This window comes from Halobacteriovorax sp. JY17, assembly GCF_002753895.1.
Lineage (GTDB): Bacteria > Bdellovibrionota > Bacteriovoracia > Bacteriovoracales > Bacteriovoracaceae > Halobacteriovorax.
Genome location: NZ_NJER01000001.1, coordinates 1,161,180 through 1,181,883, shown reverse-complemented (window position 1 = coordinate 1,181,883; position 20,704 = coordinate 1,161,180). Strand labels below are relative to the sequence as shown.

Below are 20,704 nucleotides of genomic sequence, written 5' to 3'. Positions count from 1 at the left end.
TTCTCCGGCAATTCTATTTTGAAGAAAGCTCTGAAAGAGTTTTACCAAGTGATTTAGACTTTCTTTGGATGAAGTTGTTCTTTTCAGACAATTCAGCTTCTTCCTTACAACCAATACAAAGCTCGGCAGTTGTTCTTGCCATTAGCCTTTCATAATTGATTTCATCGTCACACTCTTGGCAAAGGCCGTATGTACCTTCTTCAATTTTACCTAGTGCTTTGTTAATTTTCTTTAAGTAGAAGATGTCGCGATTTCTAAAGCGAATCTCCTGTGAGGTTTGTACATTTACTGAAGCTTCATCAACCGGATCACTGAGTTCGTTCTTGTCTAGACAATAGTTCTCACTGTTTTGAGATTTATTGTAGATTCTTTCCTTTTCTGCGAGAAGCGTGTCTTTTAGTTTTTCGACTTGCTTGTCGCTGAGGTAACTGTTTTCACGTTTCATGAGTTTCCTCTCCTGTGTAATATGTGTGTGTGTTGTTGATCAGTTGTATCCCAAGAAATACTCGATTGAAAGCTATCTCGTATTGCAATTTCTTACATTTACTAATCCTTAATTTATTTAGAAGTAATCTACTTACGACTATGCGCACTCGTAAAACCTATTAATCTTACAAAAGTTGACAGCTATACACGGTTTTAACTACTTGACGCGTGACTTAGGAAATGAAGCTTCGCAGTATGGGCAGAAGTGCCAGAATTGGATATCAATTTCAGTTTTACAGCTTTCACAATTTATAATGAAAGCAAGGTCATCAAAAACCTCTGTGGTTCCCACAAAGATATCTTTCCTCATGGCCCTAATCGTTGTTGGATGGGCCTTATAGCCACCTGGAAGAATAGGGTCATTGAGAAACTTACCTGGAGAGATGGATTTGTCCGGACGAATTTGAATTTGATAGGCTTCGGGATCATCAATGAAGTGCTTCTGTCCTACGGCATTAGTGACCTTCATTAGAGTTTCATAGGCCGCTTGTGGATCAAAGTTATCGGAACTCATTTCTTTGGACTCCATCTCTTTTCTAACATTTCAATAATTTGTTTTGAAGCCTTCTTATGCTTATCAAATAAGCTCATAATACCAGGCTTCGCTTTAATTATATCATCTTTTAGAAATATTGCTTGGCTACCTAATTGCTCAACTGTTCTGAGTGTCCACTCTAAAACCTCAGGGCTTTGATGATGGAGAAGTTCTTTAAAAATATTTAATAACTCAAAGGGCGTGCGCTCACCCTTTTTTTGGTGATAAGCAATGATGTGCTTACTCGCTGCACTTAAATTATAGATGAGGATTTCATCATCATTAAGCGTGAAAGTTTTAAAGATATTCTCACTAAAGATATTAGAATAATTTTGAGTATTGTCTAAAATGCAAAAGATCTTGTGCAATTCTTTGAAGTTCTTAGCTTCTAAGAGTTTTGACCATTCTTTATTGATGGAGTGAAATTCCTCCTCACTATATTTGATAAGAGGTCTTTCATTCTTTCTTAACTTTTCTATAATTAATTCAAATTCTTTATCAATATTCATTTCTTAAAAATAACACGAAAGTATTGGGCTTTAAACTCATAAACAAGGCAGTCATATTAGCTAAGGTATAGAGTCTTTTGTCGTGATTTAAGGTGTTTAGCACTAGGTTTATTTTTCTATATCAATTATTTTCCTTCATTGAAGTATAATTTTTTTTAGTGGGAGAGTTCTTTGAAAAAAATATCGATTAAAATTCTAGTATTACTAATCTTGTCACCCTTGGCCAATGGAAAACTTCCTTTTAACGAATGTAAAAAATATGGCGAATACATAGAAGGGCAATATGAAAAAATTATCGAAAATTCAAAAAGGCGTGATGTCACTAAAGAAATAGAAACTCTTAAAAGAACTGCAAATCATTTTTGTAAAAGAGAGATTAGCTCTAAACTTCAAAATAGCTTTACTCGATTACAGAAAAATGGATTAAAGAACCATCTCGATTTAATGGTTAAAGAGGCGAGGAGAGTCAGTCAATTTCGTGCTCCAACATGGGAGATCTCTGAAATTGAGAGAGTGAGAAAGAAATTGGGAGTATCGAATCCTCTTAACTCTGTTGAGCTCTGGAGGTTGAATAGAAATGGTTCGAGGAACTCTCAGGGACGAAAGTCTAAATGTTCAAATATCGATAATAGAAAACCACCTCTAGTAGAAAAAAGAAATGGGAAAATTATTGATAAACCAAGAAATCAAGATTCCATCGGATGGTGCTATGCTTTTGCTGCCGCTGATCTCATTGGTCATAAAATTGGAAAGAAAGTTTCAGCAGTGGATATAGCCAATAGTTTTAATGAAGGCTCTCTTAGTGATATCTTTGGTAGTAATGAAACTAATATGGAAGGGGGATTTGCTTCGGACGCTGCGAATTCCGCATTGAAACGTGGACTTTGTTTAGAAAGTCAGCTCCCTAGTGACGATTATAAATTTTCTACCGATTCTAATTTGATGAAAGAGTACCAAAGAATGGAAAAAATTTATGAGAGCTTTAGAAAGAGAACAACAGAGGCGGGCTTAGTTTTTGGTCAAAATGATTTAAAAGGAACTAGATATAGAAGGGCGGTGAGTTCCTTTGAGCAAGATCTTGTTTGTAACCGTATAGAGGGAGAGTTTAATGTTCTATTCCCTTCTGTAAACGCACAGAGTTTAATGACGATATTAAAGAGGTCTTCTTCTGCAAATGACTTTATTGATAATTTAGTGGCCAAGAGTTGTAAGAATAGAATCAGAAACTCTCAGAACTTAAAATTTGAAAGTAGTGGAATGCTAACTTCAACTAATTCAATGGTAAATACTATAAATAAAAAACTTGAGTCCGGCGATATTGTGGGCGTAAATTATAAAGCATCAAGTTTGAGTAACTTGCTTGATTACGACGAAGACTCTCGCCACGCTAGTATTGTTGTTGCAAGAAGGTTTAATAAGAATACCGGTTCATGTGAGTATTTAATAAGAAATAGCTGGGGAAGAACAAAGGGATCTTCCTATGATTCTAGAACAAATTCTGGTGGAGGAAACCACTGGATGCCTGAAGAGTATTTACGAGAGTCGATGCATGGAGTGAGTTATGTTAAATAAGGTGATCTTACTTTCCCTATTCTTGGGTAAGCCAGTATATGCAAAAGAAGTCTGCGGCGTTGGGCAAATTAAGTATATCAAAAATCAAAAAGAGATCGTACAGAATCTGAAGTTTTGTAAAGAGAGCGAGGGAGGAAGTATTTACTCTCAAAATTGTTCCGAAAGAAAGTGTCACTTTTTAAAAGAGCCTTTTAAAAGACCTGTCGATCTACGCAAGTATGCTTCAACTATGGGCTCTCCTGGGTTTAAAGTTTGTCGTGAATTAAAAGGTTCTCCACAAATTATTAAATATAAATTTAATGACCAAAAGTTTTGGGATGATGATGCGAGATGTATTGTTGATGAGAAAACATTCGTATCAAATTCTATTCTTCTTGAAATGTGGAAGGACTATATTTTAAATTAATCTATGATTTGCCAAGTGTGGTCGGCTAATAGCTCTACTGTTGCAATCCACGACTTATAAGGCATACTTTCTCCCCACTCGTTAGGGGCAATAATTGAGAGTAGGTGTTCTTCATTTTCTTTTTGGTATAAGTGATAAATTTCTCCGATCATGGGCTCAAAAGAGATATGGGCACCATAGATAAGTTCACTAACTTCAACTCTCTTCTTTAACTTTGCGGCCTGTTCAATTAGGGGCTGCATTTGCTCCAACAATTGGTCCATTTGTTTTGCTGTTTGCTGATGCATGGCCCTTAGGGCCTTACTCTTTATCTTACCTTCATCTTCTGGATTTATAAGAGCGCTACTGGCGTTTGTTGCGTAGGCGACTAGACCTGGGAGATCACTTGCGTTGAGTTTAAGTCTATTTCTATCAATAGAATTAATATCAATTTCTCTACCTAATTTATCTTTTCTATCCTTCATAGCTTCTAAATATAGCAAAAGTTTAGACTTTTATCAGCAAGAGCCTTGCTAGTGTTAAAAAAGCTGTGTAAAGACTACAGACTCTGGCCTTTTAAGCGCTGATTCTATGATATAAGTGAGGGCTAGAGGAAGGTTAAGCATTTGAAATCGTTTTTAATAAATTCTATTTATCCCGCGACAGAAGGCGAAGGAGTTCATATTGGAACACCTCAGGTCTTTGTACGTTTTCAGGGATGTGCAATCGGATGTCTTAACTGTGACTCTAAAGATACTTGGGATTTTACTGGACGCAATTGGACATTAGAAGAAGTTCTAACGGGGATTGAAGATGCTGGTGGCGAGAGAATGAAGCGCGTTTCAATTACTGGCGGCGATCCTCTACACCCAAGTCACACTGATCAGGTTTTAAGTCTTGTTGAAACTCTTAAAGAGAGAGGATACTTTGTTAATATCGAAGCAGCCGGAACAAGAGTCGTTGATGAAATATTTAATAAATTAGATTTCATAAGTTTTGATTTTAAAACTCCTTCTACGGGAGTGAAAACTCGTGTTCAGGCCTTAAATAAACTTATCCAAAATTACCCTGGAAAATTTCAGATAAAAGCGGTTGTTGAAACAGAAGAAGACTATAGAGCGACTGTAGATATGTATAATGAGCTCTTGTCGATGAATAGCTCTCTTAACTTTCCGTGGTGTCTAACACCGTCTTATAATTTAAATGAGGAATTTCCTCTTGAGCGTTTTAGAAATGTTATTAAGTGGAATGAAGAAGGGGGAAGTTTATTTAGAGTTATAGGCCAGCAGCATAAGTGGCTCTTTGGCCCAGACGAAAAACAGGTTTAAGCGGCCATAGGTAAATCACTCTTGGCTTCTAACATTTCCATTCCATACTTCTTTAGAGTAATCATATCAACGAGAGCATAATTTGAATCATCTGCGAGGGCCTTTTCATCGGCAGTGAAAGCATTGCAAATAACCACAAGCTTTGAATCAGCAGGAACTTTCTTTAGAGCAATTTTTATAATGGATTTAACTTTAGATAGGTTCGGCGCGCAGTAGACAAGATACTTCTTCTCATTTCTCTTCGCTGTAAAGTGCCAGAGATTTGCTTTATTCTTAGAAACAATCACTTCATGATCAAACATTTTAAATGTCGTCGTACATGTCGTAATATATTTATCAATTTGTTTCTTTGTCGACACAGAAATCCTCGAAGCTAAATTACTTACTTTATTCTATTCGGTATAGCTTGAGGATTTCTAAAGGAAAACCATCTAAGGTAAGCTGCTGTTTTTATGAGAAATCTTGAAGAACCTAAGGCCTAGAGACAACCATCCAAAGATAAATGTAACCCCTCCAACAGGAATGAGTAGCGCGAAGATCTTGATGCTAGTTAAAGCATAGATATAGCAATTAAATGAAAAGAGTATAATACCTAGAGTGAATAATGCTGTTTCAATCTTAAAGCGGTCATTGAAAACTCTATCTAATATTCCTAGAAATATTAGACCAAAAGCGTGGAGCATTTGGTATTGAACTCCCGTCTTAAAAGTCGCGAGGTTTTTCACTGTAAGAGTTTTCTCGAGAGCGTGTGCACCCATTGCCCCTAGAGCAACGGCGAGGGCCATAAGTAATGCTCCCGCAATGATTTTATGATTTGTTCTCTTTAGCTCCATTTTTCTAAATCCTTTTTTGAAAGTGGGTAGAGATTAAAAGTTCCCATTCCCTTTGCTACAATTTTTCCCGTCTCTAGACATGTGATAGAGCCGTTGCAGACTACTAAGGAATTTCCAACGTAATCAAGTTCTGCAGTTCCTTTAATTGTATCACCAAGACTTGCAGGTGTAATAAAATTCGTTTTAAATTCAACCGTTGAGCACAATTTATCAATTGTTACAGAATAGGAAAGGACTGTTAAACCTAGAACACAATCCATCATTGCTGAAATAACCCCCCCATGGCAGGTCTTTGGACTACTTAAGTGATTTTCTGTTATTGGAAGAGTGTATTCTATTTTTCCAGGACCCTTTAATTCAAACTCTAGACCTAGGTGCTTGTCAAAATTTGAAATTTTTCTAAAGAGTGTCTCTAGTTCTTTGGGAGTCATAAATTACCTCAAGAGTTTTATAATTGATGAGTTTGAAATTGATTTCTTTATCTTCAAATTCTTTCCAGCCGACTTTCCAAGATCTGCACTCCTAGAGTTATTCTTTATTCTCTGACTACTTGAGTAGGAGAGACGAGAGTAGACATTCTTAACTCGCACTTCTAGATCTTCTTTTAAAATCATAAGATCTTTATTTGAAAAAGATGAGCTTTGTATTTCTTGAATTTGTTCTTTGTAGCCAGTGGCCACTCCTCGAAAGAAGGAGTTCTTAGCACCAAGTCCTTTTAGACCCAAATTCTCCTTCTGTGTTTCCTTCCATAGGTAGTCGAGTTCATGGACAAGGTAGTCGCAGACGTAGTGGGCGAGCTCTACGTTGACTCTAGAGCCTACGACCTCAAGATAATAATGTCCTTTAGCGTGACTAAAAACAGGTTGAACATTAAAGGTTGTGAGGATTTCGTAAATGGCCTTGGCCTTAGCGTTTACTTTTGTTCCTTCAAGGACTCTTAAAAGAAATGTTTCATCTTCTTCTTCGCTTAAGTCTTCTTCTGTTAAATTAAACTTTAGAAGAAGCTCATTTGCCTTTGCAGTTGCTAAACGTGACTCATTTAAATTATCGGAGTTAGCTAAACTTAAAAGCTTTTGAACTCTTGAAATCAATTTCTCATTCTTAGTATTATCTGCTTTAAAATGGGGGAGAGTTTCACTAAGTTTAAGTTTGGCCCCATAAATATCTTCATTCCAACCATGGGATTTACAGATATCTCTGTATTCGGTTCCATGATCGTTAATAGAACTTCCATATCTTAAGTAGGCCTCAAAATGCGCGAGCTCATGGCGAATAACATCCGCCAAAACTTTGAAGTCATTTAAAAGTAATAATCTCTTATTTAGACCAATTTGATAGAGATGATGATTGAAGAATCCAAGATTTGTTTGGTGTTCAAAGACAACAAAACTTAGGGGGACAGAGTAGTTCTTCCATTTGACTCTTGATCTATTAAAGTCAATTTTCATTTCTTGAATAAGAATTTCTTTGGCCTTGGCCTTACAAATTTTTAGAAATTTCTGAGTCGCTTTAGAGTAAACTTGCATAGAATGAAAAAGGCCCTCTTTCGAGGGCCAACTCTTTAACTTTTAGATTTTACAGCCGCAGAAAGAAAGTCTCTATTCATTCTAGCAATATTGCTAATTGAAATTCCTTTCGGACATGAGGCTTCACATTCAGCTTCGTTTGTACAATTTCCAAAACCGAGTTCATCCATTTTAGAAACCATATTCTTTACTCTCTCTTCAGCTTCAAGTTTTCCTTGAGGAAGAAGTGCTAGTTGAGAAACTTTTGCAGAAACAAATAACATTGCAGAAGCGTTCTTACATGAAGCTACACAGGCTCCACAACCAATACAAGAAGCCGCGTCCATTGCAAGTTCAGCATTTTCTTTTGGCACTAGAATCGCATTAGCATCTTGCGCGTTTCCAGTATTTACATTAACAAAACCACCTGAAGCGATAATGTCATCGAAGGCTGATCTATCAATCATAAGATCTTTTAGAACTGGAAATGCTCTCGCTCTAAATGGTTCTACTACAATAGTTTCACCATTTTTGAATTTTCTCATGTGGAGCTGACAAGTCGTTGTCTCTGCTTCAGGGCCGTGGGCCTGTCCATTAATCATCAGTGAACACATTCCGCAGATACCTTCTCTACAGTCGTGATCAAAGGCAACAGGGTCATTGCCTTCTGCAATTAACTTTTCATTTAGAATATCAAGCATCTCTAAGAAAGATGCATCTGGTGAAACTCCATCAATTGTGTAATCAACGATTTCACCTTTTTCTTTGTTGTTTTTTTGACGCCAAATTTTTAGATTTAAAGTCAATAAATTATCAGAACTCATATTAATCTCCTACCTTTGGCCTACTTGTATGATCTTTGTGTTAGAGCAACGTTTTCAAACTCAAGCTCTTCAATATTTCTAATTGGCTCTTTCTCGTCACCAGTATATTCCCAAGCTGCAACATGACAGAACTTATCATCTTCTCTTCGAGCTTCATTCTCTTCAGTTTGGTACTCATCTCTAAAGTGTCCACCACAAGACTCTTCTCTAGTAAGAGCGTCTCTCGCCATGAGTTCACCAAGTTCTAAGAAGTCTGCAACTCTATTGGCCTTCTCAAGCTCAATGTTAATTCCGTCTGCACTTCCTGTTACTTTTACGTTCTTCCAGAAGTCTGCTCTAATCGCTTGAATTTTTGAGATTGCAGTTTTTAGTCCTTCTGCAGTTCTCGCCATCCCAACATAGTCCCACATCACAACACCAAGTTCTCTGTGGAAAGTGTCTACAGACTTAGAACCATTGATTGCTAGAAGTTTATCAAATCTTGCTTGTGATGATTTAAGAGCTTCATCAAATTCAGGAGCGCTATCATCAATGTTTTCATTAATTAGTCCTTCACTTGCTAGGTAGTGTCCTAATGTATAAGGAATAACGAAGTATCCATCTGCTAAACCTTGCATAAGAGCTGAAGCTCCAAGTCTATTTGCACCGTGATCCGAGAAGTTTGCTTCACCTAGGGCAAAACAACCTGGAACTGTTGTCATTAAATTATAGTCAACCCAAAGGCCTCCCATTGTATAGTGAACAGCAGGGAAGATCCTCATTGGAACTTCGTATGGGTTCTCATCAGTAATTCTTTCGTACATATCAAAGAGATTTCCGTAACGAGCTTTAATTGTTTCGATTCCTTCTCTTTTAATTGCATCTGCAAAATCAAGGTAGACGGCAACTTTTGTTGAACCAACTCCTTTTCCCATATCCGCTTGTTGTTTTGCATTTCTTGCAGCAACATCTCTTGGAACAAGGTTACCAAAAGAAGGGTACTTTTCTTCTAAGTAGTAGTCTCTATCTTCTTCAGGTATTTCATTTGCTTTTCTTGTTTCATCTTTATTTTTTGGAACCCAAACTCGTCCATCATTTCTAAGTGACTCTGACATGAGCGTTAGCTTAGATTGGAAGTCTCCGTGTTGAGGAATACAAGTTGGGTGAATTTGTGTGTAGCAAGGGTTTGCAAACATCGCACCCTTTTTATAGGCCTTCCATGCCGCAGAACCATTAGAGGCCATAGCATTGGAAGAGAGGAAGTAAGCGTTTCCGTAACCACCAGTACAAAGAAGAACAGCGTCAGCAGAGAATTTCTCGTACTCACCAGTTACAACATTTCTTGTGATAATCCCTCTGGCCTTACCATTTACAACAACAAGTTCAACCATCTCTCTTCTTGTATAAGAAGTTACTTTTCCTTTTCCAACTTCTTTCATAAGAGCAGAGTAAGCCCCTAAGAGAAGTTGTTGACCAGTTTGACCTCTAGCATAGAATGTTCTTGAAACTTGTGCTCCACCAAATGATCTATTTGAAAGGGTACCACCGTACTCACGAGCAAAAGGAACACCTTGAGCCGCGCATTGATCGATAATATTATTTGAAACTTGGGCCAGTCTATAAACATTGGCCTCTCTCGCTCTATAATCTCCACCTTTAATAGTGTCATAGAATAGACGCCAAATTGAATCACCATCGTTTGGATAATTCTTGGCTGCGTTTACTCCACCTTGAGCGGCAATAGAGTGTGCTCTTCTTGGAGAATCTTGAATACAGAATGTACTTACTTCGTATCCTAGCTCTGAAAGTGTTGCAGCAGCAGAGGCTCCAGCGAGTCCTGTTCCCACAACGATAACTTTATACTTTCTCTTATTTGCAGGGTTCACAAGTTTCATATTGAAACGGTGTTGATCCCATTTTTCTTGAAGTTTTCCCGCAGGAACTTTTCCATCTAGTTTCTTTATTTCAGTCATCTTAATTTCCTCCCTGAAGGTAACAGAAAATTGGTAGGGCAGAGTAACCAATTGTTACTACGACAGCAAAAATTTTTGCTAAACACTTTAGAAGACAAGTGTACTTAGGGTGCCAAAAACCAATTGATTGAAATGCTGACCAGAAACCGTGACTCACGTGTATTCCTAGTCCAATCATACAGAAGATATACCAAAGAACTGCGAGAGGACTTTGAAAGTAATCTACAACCGTTTTATAAATATCTCTCATCTCTACACCACCATGAGTGATTGTGTAGACAGGACCAAACTTAAATTGAATAAGGTGAAGAATCATGAAGATAAGAATTAAAAGCCCTGTGTAAGGCATAGTCGATGAAGCGAACGTTGCCCCTCTTCCCGTCTTTTGCTTAATATAATACTTCTGTGGTCTTGCTCGATTATTTTCAATTGTTAGCTTTGCCGCCAATCCAATATGGGTTAAGAAAATTGCCGCGAGAATCGCTTCTGCCACATAGATAAATGGATTTGTGACAAGTGTGTGAGCGTAAGTGTTAAACGCTTCTGGTCCGAAGTACATTAAGCAATTACCGGCTAAGTGTGACAGTAAGAAGCCACAAAGCAGTAGGCCCGTAATGCCCATAACTTGTTTTTTTACGACCGAAGAAGTCGCATACTTTAGCATTGATGAAGCCATAGGATATTTACCCCTTTAAAATAAGTGAATGGTTTTCTTTCAGTTTTGTTGAATTGATCAGATTGTACTCCTGTAATTACGATAAATTAAGTGATTTCTTATGTTGCTAATGGCCATGAGGCAATTTTCTTCTGGAGCAATATTTGTAATTTGTTGAGAATTCGCCCAAATTTAATGGCTCGAATCTATATGTAAATATTATCTGTGGAGGGGCGTAAGTATTTGGATTTTTTGAGGGGGTACTAACTAGGCATTAATAAAGAGCTTTAATCTTATCTAACGCGATATAATATTTCTTGAGTAACTAAGTATTTTTGAGTAACCGACCGATCAGGACAGGTATGGATAAAGTAAAGACAGCAATTATATTTACATTCTTCTTGTTTACCACTTGGTCAGTGCAGGCACTTCCTGGGGAAGGAGCACAAAAAGTTGAGGGAGTTGAGCAGGGAGGAGCAGAAATCTCTATTGAGAAAGTTAAGGAAGCCGCTAAGGCCCAAAGAGAAATGGCTGAAGCTATTTGTGAAGGAAATAGAGAAGGTATTGTTGACGAACAATTGAGTGAGTTGATGAAAGTTGGTCTTTATAATTACTGCGACCAATATACTGACGAAGATAGATTTTGCGGATGCGTTGGTGAATCAACTTACGAGCAAAAAGTTACAGATGAAGATCTTAAAAAGTTTGATGAAAATCTTATAAAAGAAAGTAAGAAGAATATCGCTTTAAATAGTTTTAAAGCGCTTAAAGAATATAGAGAAGAAAAGAATAGAGAAATTGCCAATATGCCATCAAGTAATAATGGTATGAAGTATTTAGATTCTTACTCTAGACAAACCTGTGATGACTCAAAGACACTTATGGAAGAAATAAAGCCTTTTTGTAAGGAGTCAGATCTCCTTGCATTAAAAGAGAGCTTCTCTGATTCATTAAAAGACTGCAAGAATTGTGTTGGAATGGACATAGATTCTATGCCGCAAGCTCCTGAACTAAGAAAAAAGAGAACTTCAGGTGAGGACTTTATCTACTTTCCAACTCACTGGGTAAATGAAAGTTTTTTAAAACAAACAGATGCAGATGCTTTTAAATTAAATGAGATTAATAAGAGATACCCAAATAATGACTCTAAATATAAGTCGCTTGGAAATTTTCAACATAAGGAGCTAGTAGAAAATATTGCTAGAAGACTTCAGGCTAAGTGGAGGGGAACTGACGCGAATCTCTATGCAGCAGTGGGGTTAGCTGATTACCAAAGAAGAATGGATACAGCTTTTCTAGTAAGTATGAAAAACTTCTACCTGTTTAAGGGAATAGATAACTTTCCTAATAAGCCTTACTTCTATACTAACGACGTCAGTCTAAAAAAATCTGTAGGTGAGTATATTGATTACTTTAGTGAGCAGTATCCAAATAAAATTTTTCAAAGATCTAAAGTTGAGTTACCTCAAATTATCGCATCTCTTGAGAATTTTATGGAAGATAAGCAAAATGAGAAATTAAATAATAAGTGTGAGAAATTAGTTAAAACTATGAAAGACTCTTGTGCTGCTATATCTGATCCTAAGCCAAGACTGAGCTTTTCTTTAAACGAAGAAACAGCAAAGAAAGTAAGAGAGAATAGGTATAAAAACGATAAATTTAAATTTGATCAACTCTACTGTGTAGCTAAAAATAAATCAGAGTCAAGAGTCTTTGATTCTATTTTTAAAAGATACGGAAGTTTCTTTTCAAATAGCTCTAAGAAGTTAGTGGATGAAAGTAAGCCTTTAAACGCTTATGCCATACTTAATTTTGAAGATGAGAAATTAAATAATGTAGACTTTTCTACAGGCGTTTCTATGGAAATGTCAGAAACTTTAGCGACAGGTAAACGTAATCAAATTGTTGACTTATATGTTGCAGGCTCAGATGAAAGTGATAAGGAAAACCTTTCTTTATCATTTGATTGGCGAAATTACACTGGTAAAGGGACTGGGGCTCTTTTAAATCCGACTAATAGTTATGGTGGAGGAAACGTTATCAATTGGGGAGGCGGAAGTTTTGTGATAGATGTCTCAAAGTTCTACAACTCAAGCCCAGTGGATAATGCCGTTCGAGATATTATTGATAGAGCTCTATCCAATCCTAATCCTGAGGGAGCGAGTGAGAATATACCTAAAGCAATCGTGGTGGAAGAGCCACAACTTGCAAATATTCCCGTTGAAGATGCAATAAGCGACGCTACAGAGTCAGTAAAAGAAGTAGCCAGTACTGTTGATACTCCGGTAGAGAGTGGTGAAGAAATTTCTGACTTTGAAAGTACGAACTTGGAGAGGAGCGAAGTTCCTTCTGTCGTCGAGTCTAAGTCGAGTTTCGACTCATCTGTACCGCTAGATACTAAACCTGTAATGAATTTTAATTCTAATTCTAATACTAGTGACTTCATGCTTGGAAACACCAAGTTTAATAATCGTCAACAAGAAGAAAGAGAGCTTAGTAAAGAAGAATTAATGGAAAAGAGGATTCAAGATCTTGAGGAGAGATTGCAAAATTCAGCAACTCAACAAATAACAAAAATTGATAATAGTAAGTCGCGAGAAGTTAATCCGACAGAGAATAGTTTTAGTAAAGAAAACACAACAACGAAAGACCAGTTAGAGCTTAATAAGTTAAAAGTTGATTTAGAAAAAATGAAGTTAGAGCTTGCAAAATCTGAACTTGAATTGAAAAAGGCTGAGAAGAAAAAGAAGAAGGAAAGAGTTCCGGCATCAACGAGAGAAAGTGTTTCAAAATTAGACTCTAATTCTTTAGAGAGAGAGAACTCTAAAAGTGTTTTCTCGTCAACTAGAAGTAAGAGAGCTGCTGAGGCGAGTTCAACTCCACAGAGAAGTGCAAGTCGTTCTTCTCAGAGTTCAACTGAATCACAATCAAGCACTCCAAACTCAGCTCCTTCTCAGTACTCATCGAGCACGTCTTCCGCAGGAGGCTCTCTCGATAGTGAAGCTTCGAGAGGCTCTAGTTCCATAGCTCCTAGAAGTTCTTCAGGAGCATTACTGAGCGCAACTCAGATTGAAGATTCACAGCTTCAAAATTCTAGTAATGTAAGTGTTGTATCATATCAAAATATTAACGAAGTACGATCAGCTGACCAGAGCGAGCTTGCAAAACTCTATTCTGAGTATGGTACTGAAGTCATCACTCAAGGTGGAACAGAAATTATCCTAGAAAAAGATGAAAGAACTGGTGAAATTAAAGTTATTGAAAAAGATAAGACTTCCGCAGCAGTTATCGAAAAAGTTCTCTCCAAAAGGGCGCCTGCATCGGTTAAGAAAGAACCTGTAGAAGAGAAGAAAGCAAGAAAGAGATTTTCTCTACAAGATTTTAATGAAATTATTGATAATGGTGTAAAGAAAGAGTAGAAGACTAGGCACTAATTATTAAAGAGAGATGAAATTGAATAAAGACTTTCCAAAAGAATTCTTTGTTGAAATTGAAACAGATGACTTCCGTGAGGGAAGAATATCTGTTAATCAAATTGAAGACGGTTTTATGGCCGAGATTGATATTGTTCAGATCGAGACACGAAAAATTTGGAAGCATGTTAAATCTATTTTTGGAAGAGAATCGGCTCATGACGCATTGGAAGATGCGAGTTACTATCTCGGAAAATTTCTAAGAGGTGAGTCAGTAAGTTGACTCTTGAAATCGGTCCTTGTCATAAAAATGGCGGAAGCGTCGCATTCTTAATCCAGTAAATACAGATAGTTATATTTATTAGGGACAATCGAAAAGTTGGCACACGTCTTGCTATATATTAAGTGTGTGTGTAGGAGTTACGAAGAAAGGATTTTTTCATATCTCCAAAAAATGTCTCTCAAAAAAAAGACCCATGAATTTCTTCATGGGTTTTTTTTCGTCTTTTTTATAGAAATGGCTCAATTAATGAGGCCAATGCTCTTGCCCCTTTATTGGACAAATTATCAAAAATTGGATTGTACTCATAAATTCCACAAAATTTCTGCTTCTGGTCTAACGAGTAGTACCAAGAGAAAATATCTCTCACAAAGCTGAGCTCAAGTCCGTTATGGTTAACAGCACTTACGGCCTCCATACTTTGGGAGGAAATGGCATCACAGTCTAAACTTAGAATTATTGTAAACTCACAAAGATCTTGAGTGACTTTATCCATAAAGGCCTGAACCGCTGTAAAGTTCGAGGTCTCTTTTCTTAGTTGAGAAACAGAATAGATTTCCATCTCGCTCTTATTAAGTGGAGTATAGTTACTTATTTCATTTGCAAAGTCGTGAATACCTAGCTGAATTAATTTAAAGTCTCCTTCGACTTCGTTGGCAAATTGTCTAAAAGGAGTTCCAGAGTGAGTCTCTAGGTCTGTCCTTGTGTCTAGATGGGCATCAATATTTATTACTGCGATTTTATTTGTTCTCGTATTTAACGCTTTTAAGAGAGGGTAGATGTGATCGTGTCCTCCTCCTAGGTGACAAATATGAGAATAAGTATAACTTTTCAAGATTTCGGTAATTGAAGAAATATCTTCACTTTGTTGCTGAGTAAAAGGAGTATAAGGCTGGAGACTTCTAATAGATTTTAACCCATTCTCTTTTTGCTTATGGGTAGTCATTTTTAAAAGAGTGTTGACGATGGCCTTTGGCCCAAAGGCCGCTCCTCTTCTTCCTCCATTTCTAACAACCCCTAAGTCGGATTCACTTAGAATAAATATATTCTTAAGATTGCTATTTTTGAAATCGTTAAGGGGTTCAATTCTTAGTTTAGAGGCCGCTCTCTTATCGAGTTGTGTTTGAATATCTTTGATGTCTTCTTTCATGGCGGCATATTAGAGCAAGAAATGAAATTAAGCAAAGTGATAGAGCAATTTTATAAATCTATAAGCTTGAGCAATTCCATATAGCAAGTTAACATACTAAGATATGGAAAAAACGTGGTTTATTTTTCAATCTGATCATCACTTAGGACCATTTTCAACAGAAGAAGTTAGAGAAATGTTGCAAAATGGCAAGGTCGATGATGAAGTTCCTCTCTGGAAAGAAGGGGTAGATGACTGGTACCCTTTGAAAGAGTTTCAGGAATTTAAGCCAGTAGAAACTTTAATTGATCCTCCAAGTGATCTTCCCGATCTTCCTCAGTTACCGGATCTTCCTATTGTTGAAGATTTTGCTTTAGAAGAAATAATTGAACTTCCTGCAGTTCCGGAGCTACCTTCAATTCCAAGTGAAGAAGTTCTATTAGAAGTTGTTGCTGAGGAGAGTATTGAAGAAGAGTTACCAGACTTCCCTGAGATTCCATTTGAAATTCAAGAGGAAGAAGAAGCTCTTCCAGAATTTCCAGAAATTGTTGAGGTGGTGGAGATTGTGGAAGTCGCGGAGACTATTTCTGCAATTGAACCTGTAATCGAAGCTGAACCCGCGCCTCTTTTTATTCCCAAACCAGACTCTATTGATGAGGAAGAGGCTGAAGAAGACATCTGGCTAGAGATTGAAGCTGAGGTAGAGAAGAAGCCTTTTAACTATAAGTTGATAACTGCTGTTGCTTCTTGTTTTATTATTTTGATCTTGTCAGGTTATTTAATATATCAAAGTACACAGTCCTATGTGAATTTAGAGGATTTTTCTGCCATTACAATTGATCGTATTGGAGAGGTTAGAAAAGCTCCCTTTGTGAATAATGTTCAGGCCGAGATCTTTATGTCAAAAGACTCTAAAGAGTTAATTCTTGCTGCGAATATTAAGCATAAATCTAAAGTCTACTTAACTCTTACTTCGGTGCAAGATAAGGTTCTTGCCGAAGAGAAAGTTGTGGCAACTGCGATGGGAATGTTGATTAATGGAGTTGCAAAATTTCCAGAAGTTAAGATTGTAAAAGGGGATCACTTCGCTTCGGGTGAGTACTATGTTCAGCTACTGGCCATTCCTACAGGAGTAGAGCAGAGAGCATTTAAATACCTCTATTCAAAGCTCTCTCTTGGCCTGCTTAAACCAGCTGAGCAACTTCGCTTTAGAGGAAAGAGTCTGATCTTTCCTGGGACGAGAGAGGATTTCGATAAGAATCTCTCTCAATTTAAAAAGAAAAACCTAATTGAAAAGAAAAAGCCTTATACTCACATTTTAGAGGGATATAAAACATTTTCAATGCTTTCTACTAAAATTTATAAAACGTATGAAGATGTTTTAACTTCAATTCGTAGAGGAAAGGAAATTGAGTCTTTTGAAATTCTTTACAGTAAGAATATTGGCCCAGTCTTGCAGGGACTGATCTTAGAGACTCATAAACAATATAAAGAGTTTGAAGTTTCAGATCCTATCATTGCTAGAAAGTTTGAAGAATTATTAGAGCAAGGAAAGAGGATTGGAGAAATGTCATCTGATATGGTTACGATGACGAAGAAAGTGAACAGACTTAGAAAGAAGAATAGAGAACGTCTTATGAAGTTATTTATAAAACGCTCATTATTTCTTCAAGAAACTTCTAAAGCAAAGGCCCATGAAACTGGACTCGAACTTAAGAATCTAAAGTTATAATTCTATTTTATACGCGAGCTGATCAAATTTCTTAAAATTTTCACCTGCACTGAAACCATGTTTACTCGGAGTGAGTTTTCCGCCCCAGTAGATAGGATCATGCTCATAGATCATAGTTAAATTTCTATCGTAAATAAATTGTAGAAATTCTTCCTTATCTTTTGTTGTGACTCCAGGACTAATGTCATAGCCCATGACCCAAGGTATATGGATATGATTAGAAGTTGGAATGAGGTCGGCCAGATAAATCATTCTGTCATCGTAGGGGTGCATCAGATAAGGTGTGTGGCCGTGAGAACATTTAAAGTTTAGTGGTCCACTGTCTAAGTCTAGAATTTTCCCTTCTTCACCTTTATGCCAGATGAGTTTAGAGTTTTCTTCATACCATTTAATAATGGGCTCAAAGTTCTTGCAGTGAAATGATCCCGCATCTCGCATCGTTGGAGAGTGAGCATAATTATAATGCTCTTTATGGATATGGCAGTTTGCATTTTTAAAAATGGGGGTCATCACTCCATCGATAAGCTCACCAATTCCTCCAATATGATCAAAGTGAAGATGGCTTAGAATAAGGTCTGTGATATCGCCAGGTGTTAGGTCAGCTTTTTTGAGAGCTTTTTCAAGAGGTTTCATCTCTGTTCTGACGTCGAATCTCTCGTTGAAGCTCTCGGAGTTGTGATCACCGATCCCTGTATCTATTAAGATATTCTTATTTTCATCCTTTATAAGGATAAGTCTAAGAGCTAGGTCAATTCTATTTTGCTCGTCACTTGGATGAACTTTATTCCAAAGAGGTTTGGGAATGATTCCAAACATGGCTCCACCGTCTAAACGAAATTTAGCAGGTTCTAGACAAAAATACTCTGTGTTGCGTTGCATGTATTCAACCTTTTTTATAGTAATCTCTTAGTATATAGAGATTGTCGCCACAAAAGCATCAAAAATCAATCTGTTATGAAGCATAGCACCTAGTATGATGCACGACTTGCCACTATTATGGGAACAAATTTTTAATACAAAACTTAGGAGAGATTCATGAACGTACATGAGTACCAGGCCAAAGAACTGATGAAGAAGTTTGGAATAAAAGTTCTTGGTGGTCAGGTAGCTAAGTCCGTCGACGAAGCCGTTGAAGGAGCCAAGAAGCTTGGTGGAAATATTTGGGTTGTAAAGGCTCAGATCCATGCTGGTGGTAGAGGAAAAGCTGGTGGAGTTAAACTTGCTAAAAATATGGATGAAGTTAAGGCACATGCTGACGACATTCTAGGTAAGACTCTAGTGACTCATCAAACAGGACCGGAAGGAAAGAAAGTGTTAACACTTTTAATCGAAGAGGGTTGTGAAATTGAACACGAATATTACGCAGGTATCGTACTTGATCGTGCAACTGGTAAAGCAACATTTATGGCATCTATTGAAGGTGGTGTAGAGATTGAAAAAGTTGCAGAAGAAACTCCTGAGAAAATTATAAAAGTTGCTGTTGACCCAGCTGCTGGTTTTACTCCATTTATTGGAAGAAAGCTCGCTTACGGAATCGGTATTAAAGATAAGGAGCTTGTTAAAGAAGCGACTAAATTCTTTAAAGGTTTATACGACCTTTATATCGCAACAGATTGTACAATTGCAGAAATCAATCCTTTAGTGAAAACTAAGAGTGGTGAGATGATTGCTCTTGATGCGAAGTTAAATTTTGATGACAATGCTCTTTTTAGACATCCTGAAATTGAAGAGATGAGAGATCCAACTGAGGAATCTGCTGAAGAGCTTGATGCTGCTAAGTTTGGTCTTTCTTATATTTCTCTTGATGGAAATATTGGTTGTCTAGTAAATGGTGCCGGTCTTGCGATGGGTACAATGGATATTATCAAGCTTCACGGTGGTGAGCCGGCAAACTTCCTAGATGTAGGGGGAGGAGCGACTAAAGAAACTGTTGAAAAAGCTTTTTCAATTATTCTTTCAGATAAGAACGTTAAGGCCATCTTAGTAAATATCTTTGGTGGGATTATGAAATGTGACATCATCGCCGAAGGTGTTGTTGCTGCAGCTAAATCACTTGGTGTTACTGTTCCTCTTGTTGTTAGACTTGAAGGTACAAACGTAGCTCTAGGGAAGAAAATTCTTAACGAGTCTGATTTAACTATTATTGCTGCCGACGACCTTGCAGATGCTGCTGTAAAAGTTGTTGAAGCAACAAAAGGGGAGGCGTAATGGCCATTCTAATTAATAGAGACACGAAATTAATTACTGTAGGTTTCACTGGTAAGCAGGGAACTTTTCACTCTCTTCAATCAAGAGATTATGGAACAAACTTTGTTGGTGGAGTAACTCCTGGTAAGGGTGGTACTGTTCACGAAGGTTTTCCAGTTTTTAACACTGTTAGAGAAGCTGTAGATAAAACAGAAGCGAATGCGGCCATGATTATGGTTCCACCTCCGTTTGCAGCTGATTCAATTCTTGAATGTATTGACGCTGGAATGCCTCTTGTTATTGCTATTACTGAAGGAATTCCTATTCTTGATATGGTAAAAGTTAAAGCGGCTCTTCAAGGATCAAGTACTCGTTTAATCGGTCCTAACTGTCCAGGCCTTATCACTCCGGGTGAGTGTAAGATTGGAATTATGCCAGGACATATTCATATGCCAGGAAGAGTTGGTGTTGTTTCTCGTTCGGGAACTCTTACTTACGAAGCGGTTTTCCAATTAACTCAAAGAGACATTGGTCAATCAACTTGTGTTGGTATTGGTGGAGATCCAGTTAATGGAACAGACTTCATCGACGTACTAGAACTATTTGAAAAAGATCCAGATACTGACGCAGTTATTATGATCGGAGAAATCGGTGGTAATGCTGAAACTGATGCAGGTAGATGGATTCAAAAAAATATGACTAAGCCTGTTGTTTCTTTCATCGCTGGTGCTTCTGCTCCTGCAGGAAAGAGAATGGGTCACGCTGGTGCTATTATCTCTGGTGGAGATGATACAGCAGAGGCAAAGTTCAGAATTCTAGAAGAATGTGGTGTAACTATTGCTAGATCACCTGCTGAACTTGGTCACAAAATGGAAGAAGTTTTAGGTAAGAAATAAAATATTTTATAAGGAGAAATATAATGGAAAGAACACTAAGTATCGTTAAGCCAAATGCTGTATTAGATAATAATATCGGAAATATCATCGCTAAGTTTGAAGGTGAAGGACTAAGAATTGCTGCTGCAAAACTTGTTCAACTTTCAAAAGAAAAAGCAGAAGGTTTCTATATTGAGCACAAAGACAGACCATTCTTTGGTGAATTAGTATCTTTCATGACTTCAGCGCCAGTAATGATTATGGCCCTTGAAGGTGAAGGTGCTGTTGATAAGAACAGAGAAATTATGGGAGCAACTAACCCAGCCGAAGCTGCGGAAGGTACTCTTAGAAAGCTATATGCGAAATCAATCGGTGAGAACGCTGTTCACGGATCTGATTCTCAAGCATCTGCTGATAGAGAGATTAACTACTTTTTTGACAAAAATGAAGTTCTAGGAAGATTCTAGTCTCTAAAATAGTCTAATAAGATTTTATTTAATTCAT

General features: G+C 37.3%; 22 protein-coding genes. 9 read left to right on the top strand and 13 right to left on the bottom strand.

What is annotated here, in order from left to right; genetic code table 11:
- Positions 1 to 13: 13 nt before the first annotated feature.
- From CES88_RS05280 to CES88_RS05270, 3 genes are all read right to left on the bottom strand, one after another.
- Positions 14 to 445 (bottom strand): TraR/DksA family transcriptional regulator, encoded by a 432-nt coding sequence (locus CES88_RS05280; RefSeq protein WP_290731989.1) that lies wholly within the window; start codon positions 443 to 445, stop codon positions 14 to 16.
- A 198-nt stretch (positions 446 to 643) separates the two neighbouring features.
- A complete protein-coding gene (locus CES88_RS05275; RefSeq protein ID WP_290731986.1) occupies positions 644 to 1,000 on the bottom strand; it encodes a hypothetical protein in 357 nt (118 codons plus the stop codon).
- On the bottom strand, positions 997 to 1,530 hold the full coding sequence (locus CES88_RS05270; RefSeq protein ID WP_290731983.1) for a hypothetical protein: 534 nt from the start codon (positions 1,528 to 1,530) through the stop codon (positions 997 to 999). The genes CES88_RS05275 and CES88_RS05270 overlap by 4 nt, the downstream gene beginning before the upstream one ends.
- A gap of 171 nt (positions 1,531 to 1,701) precedes the next feature.
- Between CES88_RS05270 and CES88_RS05265 the strand changes: the two genes are divergently transcribed.
- Both CES88_RS05265 and CES88_RS05260 read left to right on the top strand, forming a co-directional pair.
- Positions 1,702 to 3,102, top strand: a complete 1,401-nt coding sequence (locus CES88_RS05265; protein ID WP_290731980.1) for a hypothetical protein — start codon at positions 1,702 to 1,704, stop codon at positions 3,100 to 3,102.
- On the top strand, positions 3,092 to 3,508 hold the full coding sequence (locus CES88_RS05260) for a hypothetical protein (RefSeq protein WP_290731977.1): 417 nt from the start codon (positions 3,092 to 3,094) through the stop codon (positions 3,506 to 3,508). Before CES88_RS05265 ends, CES88_RS05260 begins: the two co-directional genes overlap by 11 nt.
- On the opposite strand, the gene CES88_RS05255 is transcribed toward CES88_RS05260, so the two are convergent.
- On the bottom strand, positions 3,505 to 3,972 hold the full coding sequence (locus CES88_RS05255; protein ID WP_290731974.1) for a DUF2452 domain-containing protein: 468 nt from the start codon (positions 3,970 to 3,972) through the stop codon (positions 3,505 to 3,507). The genes CES88_RS05260 and CES88_RS05255 overlap by 4 nt on opposite strands.
- A 141-nt stretch (positions 3,973 to 4,113) precedes the next feature.
- Here CES88_RS05255 and CES88_RS05250 point away from each other — a divergent pair, with 141 nt between their 5' ends.
- Positions 4,114 to 4,815: a 7-carboxy-7-deazaguanine synthase QueE gene (locus CES88_RS05250; RefSeq protein WP_290731971.1), complete on the top strand. Its 702-nt coding sequence runs from the start codon at positions 4,114 to 4,116 to the stop codon at positions 4,813 to 4,815.
- Here the strand turns inward: CES88_RS05250 and CES88_RS05245 are convergent.
- The 7 genes from CES88_RS05245 to CES88_RS05215 all read right to left on the bottom strand — a co-directional run bounded on the left by CES88_RS05245 (position 4,812) and on the right by CES88_RS05215 (position 10,605).
- Positions 4,812 to 5,174, bottom strand: a complete 363-nt coding sequence (locus tag CES88_RS05245; RefSeq protein ID WP_290731968.1) for a hypothetical protein — start codon at positions 5,172 to 5,174, stop codon at positions 4,812 to 4,814. The two genes, CES88_RS05250 and CES88_RS05245, sit on opposite strands and share 4 nt — an antisense overlap.
- A 72-nt stretch (positions 5,175 to 5,246) precedes the next feature.
- Positions 5,247 to 5,648, bottom strand: coding sequence for a DUF423 domain-containing protein (locus tag CES88_RS05240; protein ID WP_290731965.1), 402 nt, complete (start codon positions 5,646 to 5,648; stop codon positions 5,247 to 5,249).
- Positions 5,639 to 6,079 carry a PaaI family thioesterase gene (locus tag CES88_RS05235; RefSeq protein ID WP_290731962.1) on the bottom strand — a complete coding sequence of 147 codons (441 nt, stop codon included), beginning with the start codon at positions 6,077 to 6,079 and terminating at the stop codon, positions 5,639 to 5,641. The genes CES88_RS05240 and CES88_RS05235 overlap by 10 nt, the downstream gene beginning before the upstream one ends.
- Before the next feature lie 3 nt (positions 6,080 to 6,082).
- The gene (locus CES88_RS05230; protein WP_290731959.1) at positions 6,083 to 7,174 is read right to left on the bottom strand and encodes a DUF2786 domain-containing protein; all 1,092 of its coding nucleotides are present in this window, start codon (positions 7,172 to 7,174) and stop codon (positions 6,083 to 6,085) included.
- 35 nt (positions 7,175 to 7,209) lie between these two features.
- Entirely contained in the window at positions 7,210 to 7,977 is a 768-nt protein-coding gene (locus CES88_RS05225) for a succinate dehydrogenase/fumarate reductase iron-sulfur subunit (protein ID WP_290731957.1), read from the bottom strand.
- A 20-nt stretch (positions 7,978 to 7,997) separates the two neighbouring features.
- A complete protein-coding gene (locus tag CES88_RS05220; RefSeq protein ID WP_290731954.1) occupies positions 7,998 to 9,929 on the bottom strand; it encodes a fumarate reductase/succinate dehydrogenase flavoprotein subunit in 1,932 nt (643 codons plus the stop codon).
- A 1-nt stretch (position 9,930) separates the two neighbouring features.
- Complete coding sequence (locus tag CES88_RS05215) at positions 9,931 to 10,605, bottom strand: succinate dehydrogenase cytochrome b subunit (RefSeq protein ID WP_290731951.1); 675 nt, start codon at positions 10,603 to 10,605, stop codon at positions 9,931 to 9,933.
- 341 nt (positions 10,606 to 10,946) lie between these two features.
- Between CES88_RS05215 and CES88_RS05210 the strand changes: the two genes are divergently transcribed.
- Positions 10,947 to 14,003 carry a hypothetical protein gene (locus tag CES88_RS05210; RefSeq protein WP_290731949.1) on the top strand — a complete coding sequence of 1,019 codons (3,057 nt, stop codon included), beginning with the start codon at positions 10,947 to 10,949 and terminating at the stop codon, positions 14,001 to 14,003.
- A 28-nt stretch (positions 14,004 to 14,031) separates the two neighbouring features.
- Positions 14,032 to 14,280: a hypothetical protein gene (locus CES88_RS05205; RefSeq protein ID WP_290731946.1), complete on the top strand. Its 249-nt coding sequence runs from the start codon at positions 14,032 to 14,034 to the stop codon at positions 14,278 to 14,280.
- Between the two features lie 226 nt (positions 14,281 to 14,506).
- Here CES88_RS05205 and CES88_RS05200 read toward each other — a convergent pair whose 3' ends face one another.
- On the bottom strand, positions 14,507 to 15,427 hold the full coding sequence (locus tag CES88_RS05200) for an arginase family protein (protein ID WP_290731943.1): 921 nt from the start codon (positions 15,425 to 15,427) through the stop codon (positions 14,507 to 14,509).
- 103 nt (positions 15,428 to 15,530) lie between these two features.
- Here CES88_RS05200 and CES88_RS05195 point away from each other — a divergent pair, with 103 nt between their 5' ends.
- The gene (locus CES88_RS05195) at positions 15,531 to 17,138 is read left to right on the top strand and encodes a GYF domain-containing protein (RefSeq protein ID WP_290731940.1); all 1,608 of its coding nucleotides are present in this window, start codon (positions 15,531 to 15,533) and stop codon (positions 17,136 to 17,138) included.
- Here the strand turns inward: CES88_RS05195 and CES88_RS05190 are convergent.
- Positions 17,133 to 18,017, bottom strand: a complete 885-nt coding sequence (locus tag CES88_RS05190; RefSeq protein ID WP_290731937.1) for an MBL fold metallo-hydrolase — start codon at positions 18,015 to 18,017, stop codon at positions 17,133 to 17,135. The two genes, CES88_RS05195 and CES88_RS05190, sit on opposite strands and share 6 nt — an antisense overlap.
- A 156-nt stretch (positions 18,018 to 18,173) precedes the next feature.
- Between CES88_RS05190 and sucC the strand changes: the two genes are divergently transcribed.
- Genes sucC through ndk form a run of 3 tightly spaced genes read left to right on the top strand, consistent with a single transcriptional unit; the run spans position 18,174 to position 20,667 of the window.
- Positions 18,174 to 19,346, top strand: a complete 1,173-nt coding sequence (gene sucC / locus CES88_RS05185) for an ADP-forming succinate--CoA ligase subunit beta (protein WP_290731934.1) — start codon at positions 18,174 to 18,176, stop codon at positions 19,344 to 19,346.
- Positions 19,346 to 20,221, top strand: coding sequence for a succinate--CoA ligase subunit alpha (gene sucD, locus CES88_RS05180; RefSeq protein WP_290731931.1), 876 nt, complete (start codon positions 19,346 to 19,348; stop codon positions 20,219 to 20,221). Before sucC ends, sucD begins: the two co-directional genes overlap by 1 nt.
- 23 nt (positions 20,222 to 20,244) lie before the next feature.
- The gene (ndk, locus tag CES88_RS05175) at positions 20,245 to 20,667 is read left to right on the top strand and encodes a nucleoside-diphosphate kinase (RefSeq protein WP_290731928.1); all 423 of its coding nucleotides are present in this window, start codon (positions 20,245 to 20,247) and stop codon (positions 20,665 to 20,667) included.
- Positions 20,668 to 20,704 lie beyond the last annotated feature (37 nt).

Bases quoted from the DNA above. Each gene is read 5' to 3' on its own strand.
- CES88_RS05205 (WP_290731946.1), top strand. From the start codon at position 14,032: ATGAAATTGAATAAAGACTTTCCAAAAGAATTCTTTGTTGAAATTGAA.
- CES88_RS05280 (WP_290731989.1), bottom strand. From the start codon at position 445: ATGAAACGTGAAAACAGTTACCTCAGCGACAAGCAAGTCGAAAAACTA.
- CES88_RS05260 (WP_290731977.1), top strand. From the start codon at position 3,092: ATGTTAAATAAGGTGATCTTACTTTCCCTATTCTTGGGTAAGCCAGTA.
- sucC (WP_290731934.1), top strand. From the start codon at position 18,174: ATGAACGTACATGAGTACCAGGCCAAAGAACTGATGAAGAAGTTTGGA.
- CES88_RS05235 (WP_290731962.1), bottom strand. From the start codon at position 6,079: ATGACTCCCAAAGAACTAGAGACACTCTTTAGAAAAATTTCAAATTTT.
- CES88_RS05190 (WP_290731937.1), bottom strand. From the start codon at position 18,017: ATGCAACGCAACACAGAGTATTTTTGTCTAGAACCTGCTAAATTTCGT.
- CES88_RS05275 (WP_290731986.1), bottom strand. From the start codon at position 1,000: ATGAGTTCCGATAACTTTGATCCACAAGCGGCCTATGAAACTCTAATG.
- CES88_RS05215 (WP_290731951.1), bottom strand. From the start codon at position 10,605: ATGGCTTCATCAATGCTAAAGTATGCGACTTCTTCGGTCGTAAAAAAA.
- CES88_RS05220 (WP_290731954.1), bottom strand. From the start codon at position 9,929: ATGACTGAAATAAAGAAACTAGATGGAAAAGTTCCTGCGGGAAAACTT.
- CES88_RS05230 (WP_290731959.1), bottom strand. From the start codon at position 7,174: ATGCAAGTTTACTCTAAAGCGACTCAGAAATTTCTAAAAATTTGTAAG.
- CES88_RS05240 (WP_290731965.1), bottom strand. From the start codon at position 5,648: ATGGAGCTAAAGAGAACAAATCATAAAATCATTGCGGGAGCATTACTT.
- CES88_RS05255 (WP_290731974.1), bottom strand. From the start codon at position 3,972: ATGAAGGATAGAAAAGATAAATTAGGTAGAGAAATTGATATTAATTCT.
- ndk (WP_290731928.1), top strand. From the start codon at position 20,245: ATGGAAAGAACACTAAGTATCGTTAAGCCAAATGCTGTATTAGATAAT.
- sucD (WP_290731931.1), top strand. From the start codon at position 19,346: ATGGCCATTCTAATTAATAGAGACACGAAATTAATTACTGTAGGTTTC.
- CES88_RS05270 (WP_290731983.1), bottom strand. From the start codon at position 1,530: ATGAATATTGATAAAGAATTTGAATTAATTATAGAAAAGTTAAGAAAG.
- CES88_RS05225 (WP_290731957.1), bottom strand. From the start codon at position 7,977: ATGAGTTCTGATAATTTATTGACTTTAAATCTAAAAATTTGGCGTCAA.
- CES88_RS05210 (WP_290731949.1), top strand. From the start codon at position 10,947: ATGGATAAAGTAAAGACAGCAATTATATTTACATTCTTCTTGTTTACC.
- CES88_RS05195 (WP_290731940.1), top strand. From the start codon at position 15,531: ATGGAAAAAACGTGGTTTATTTTTCAATCTGATCATCACTTAGGACCA.
- CES88_RS05200 (WP_290731943.1), bottom strand. From the start codon at position 15,427: ATGAAAGAAGACATCAAAGATATTCAAACACAACTCGATAAGAGAGCG.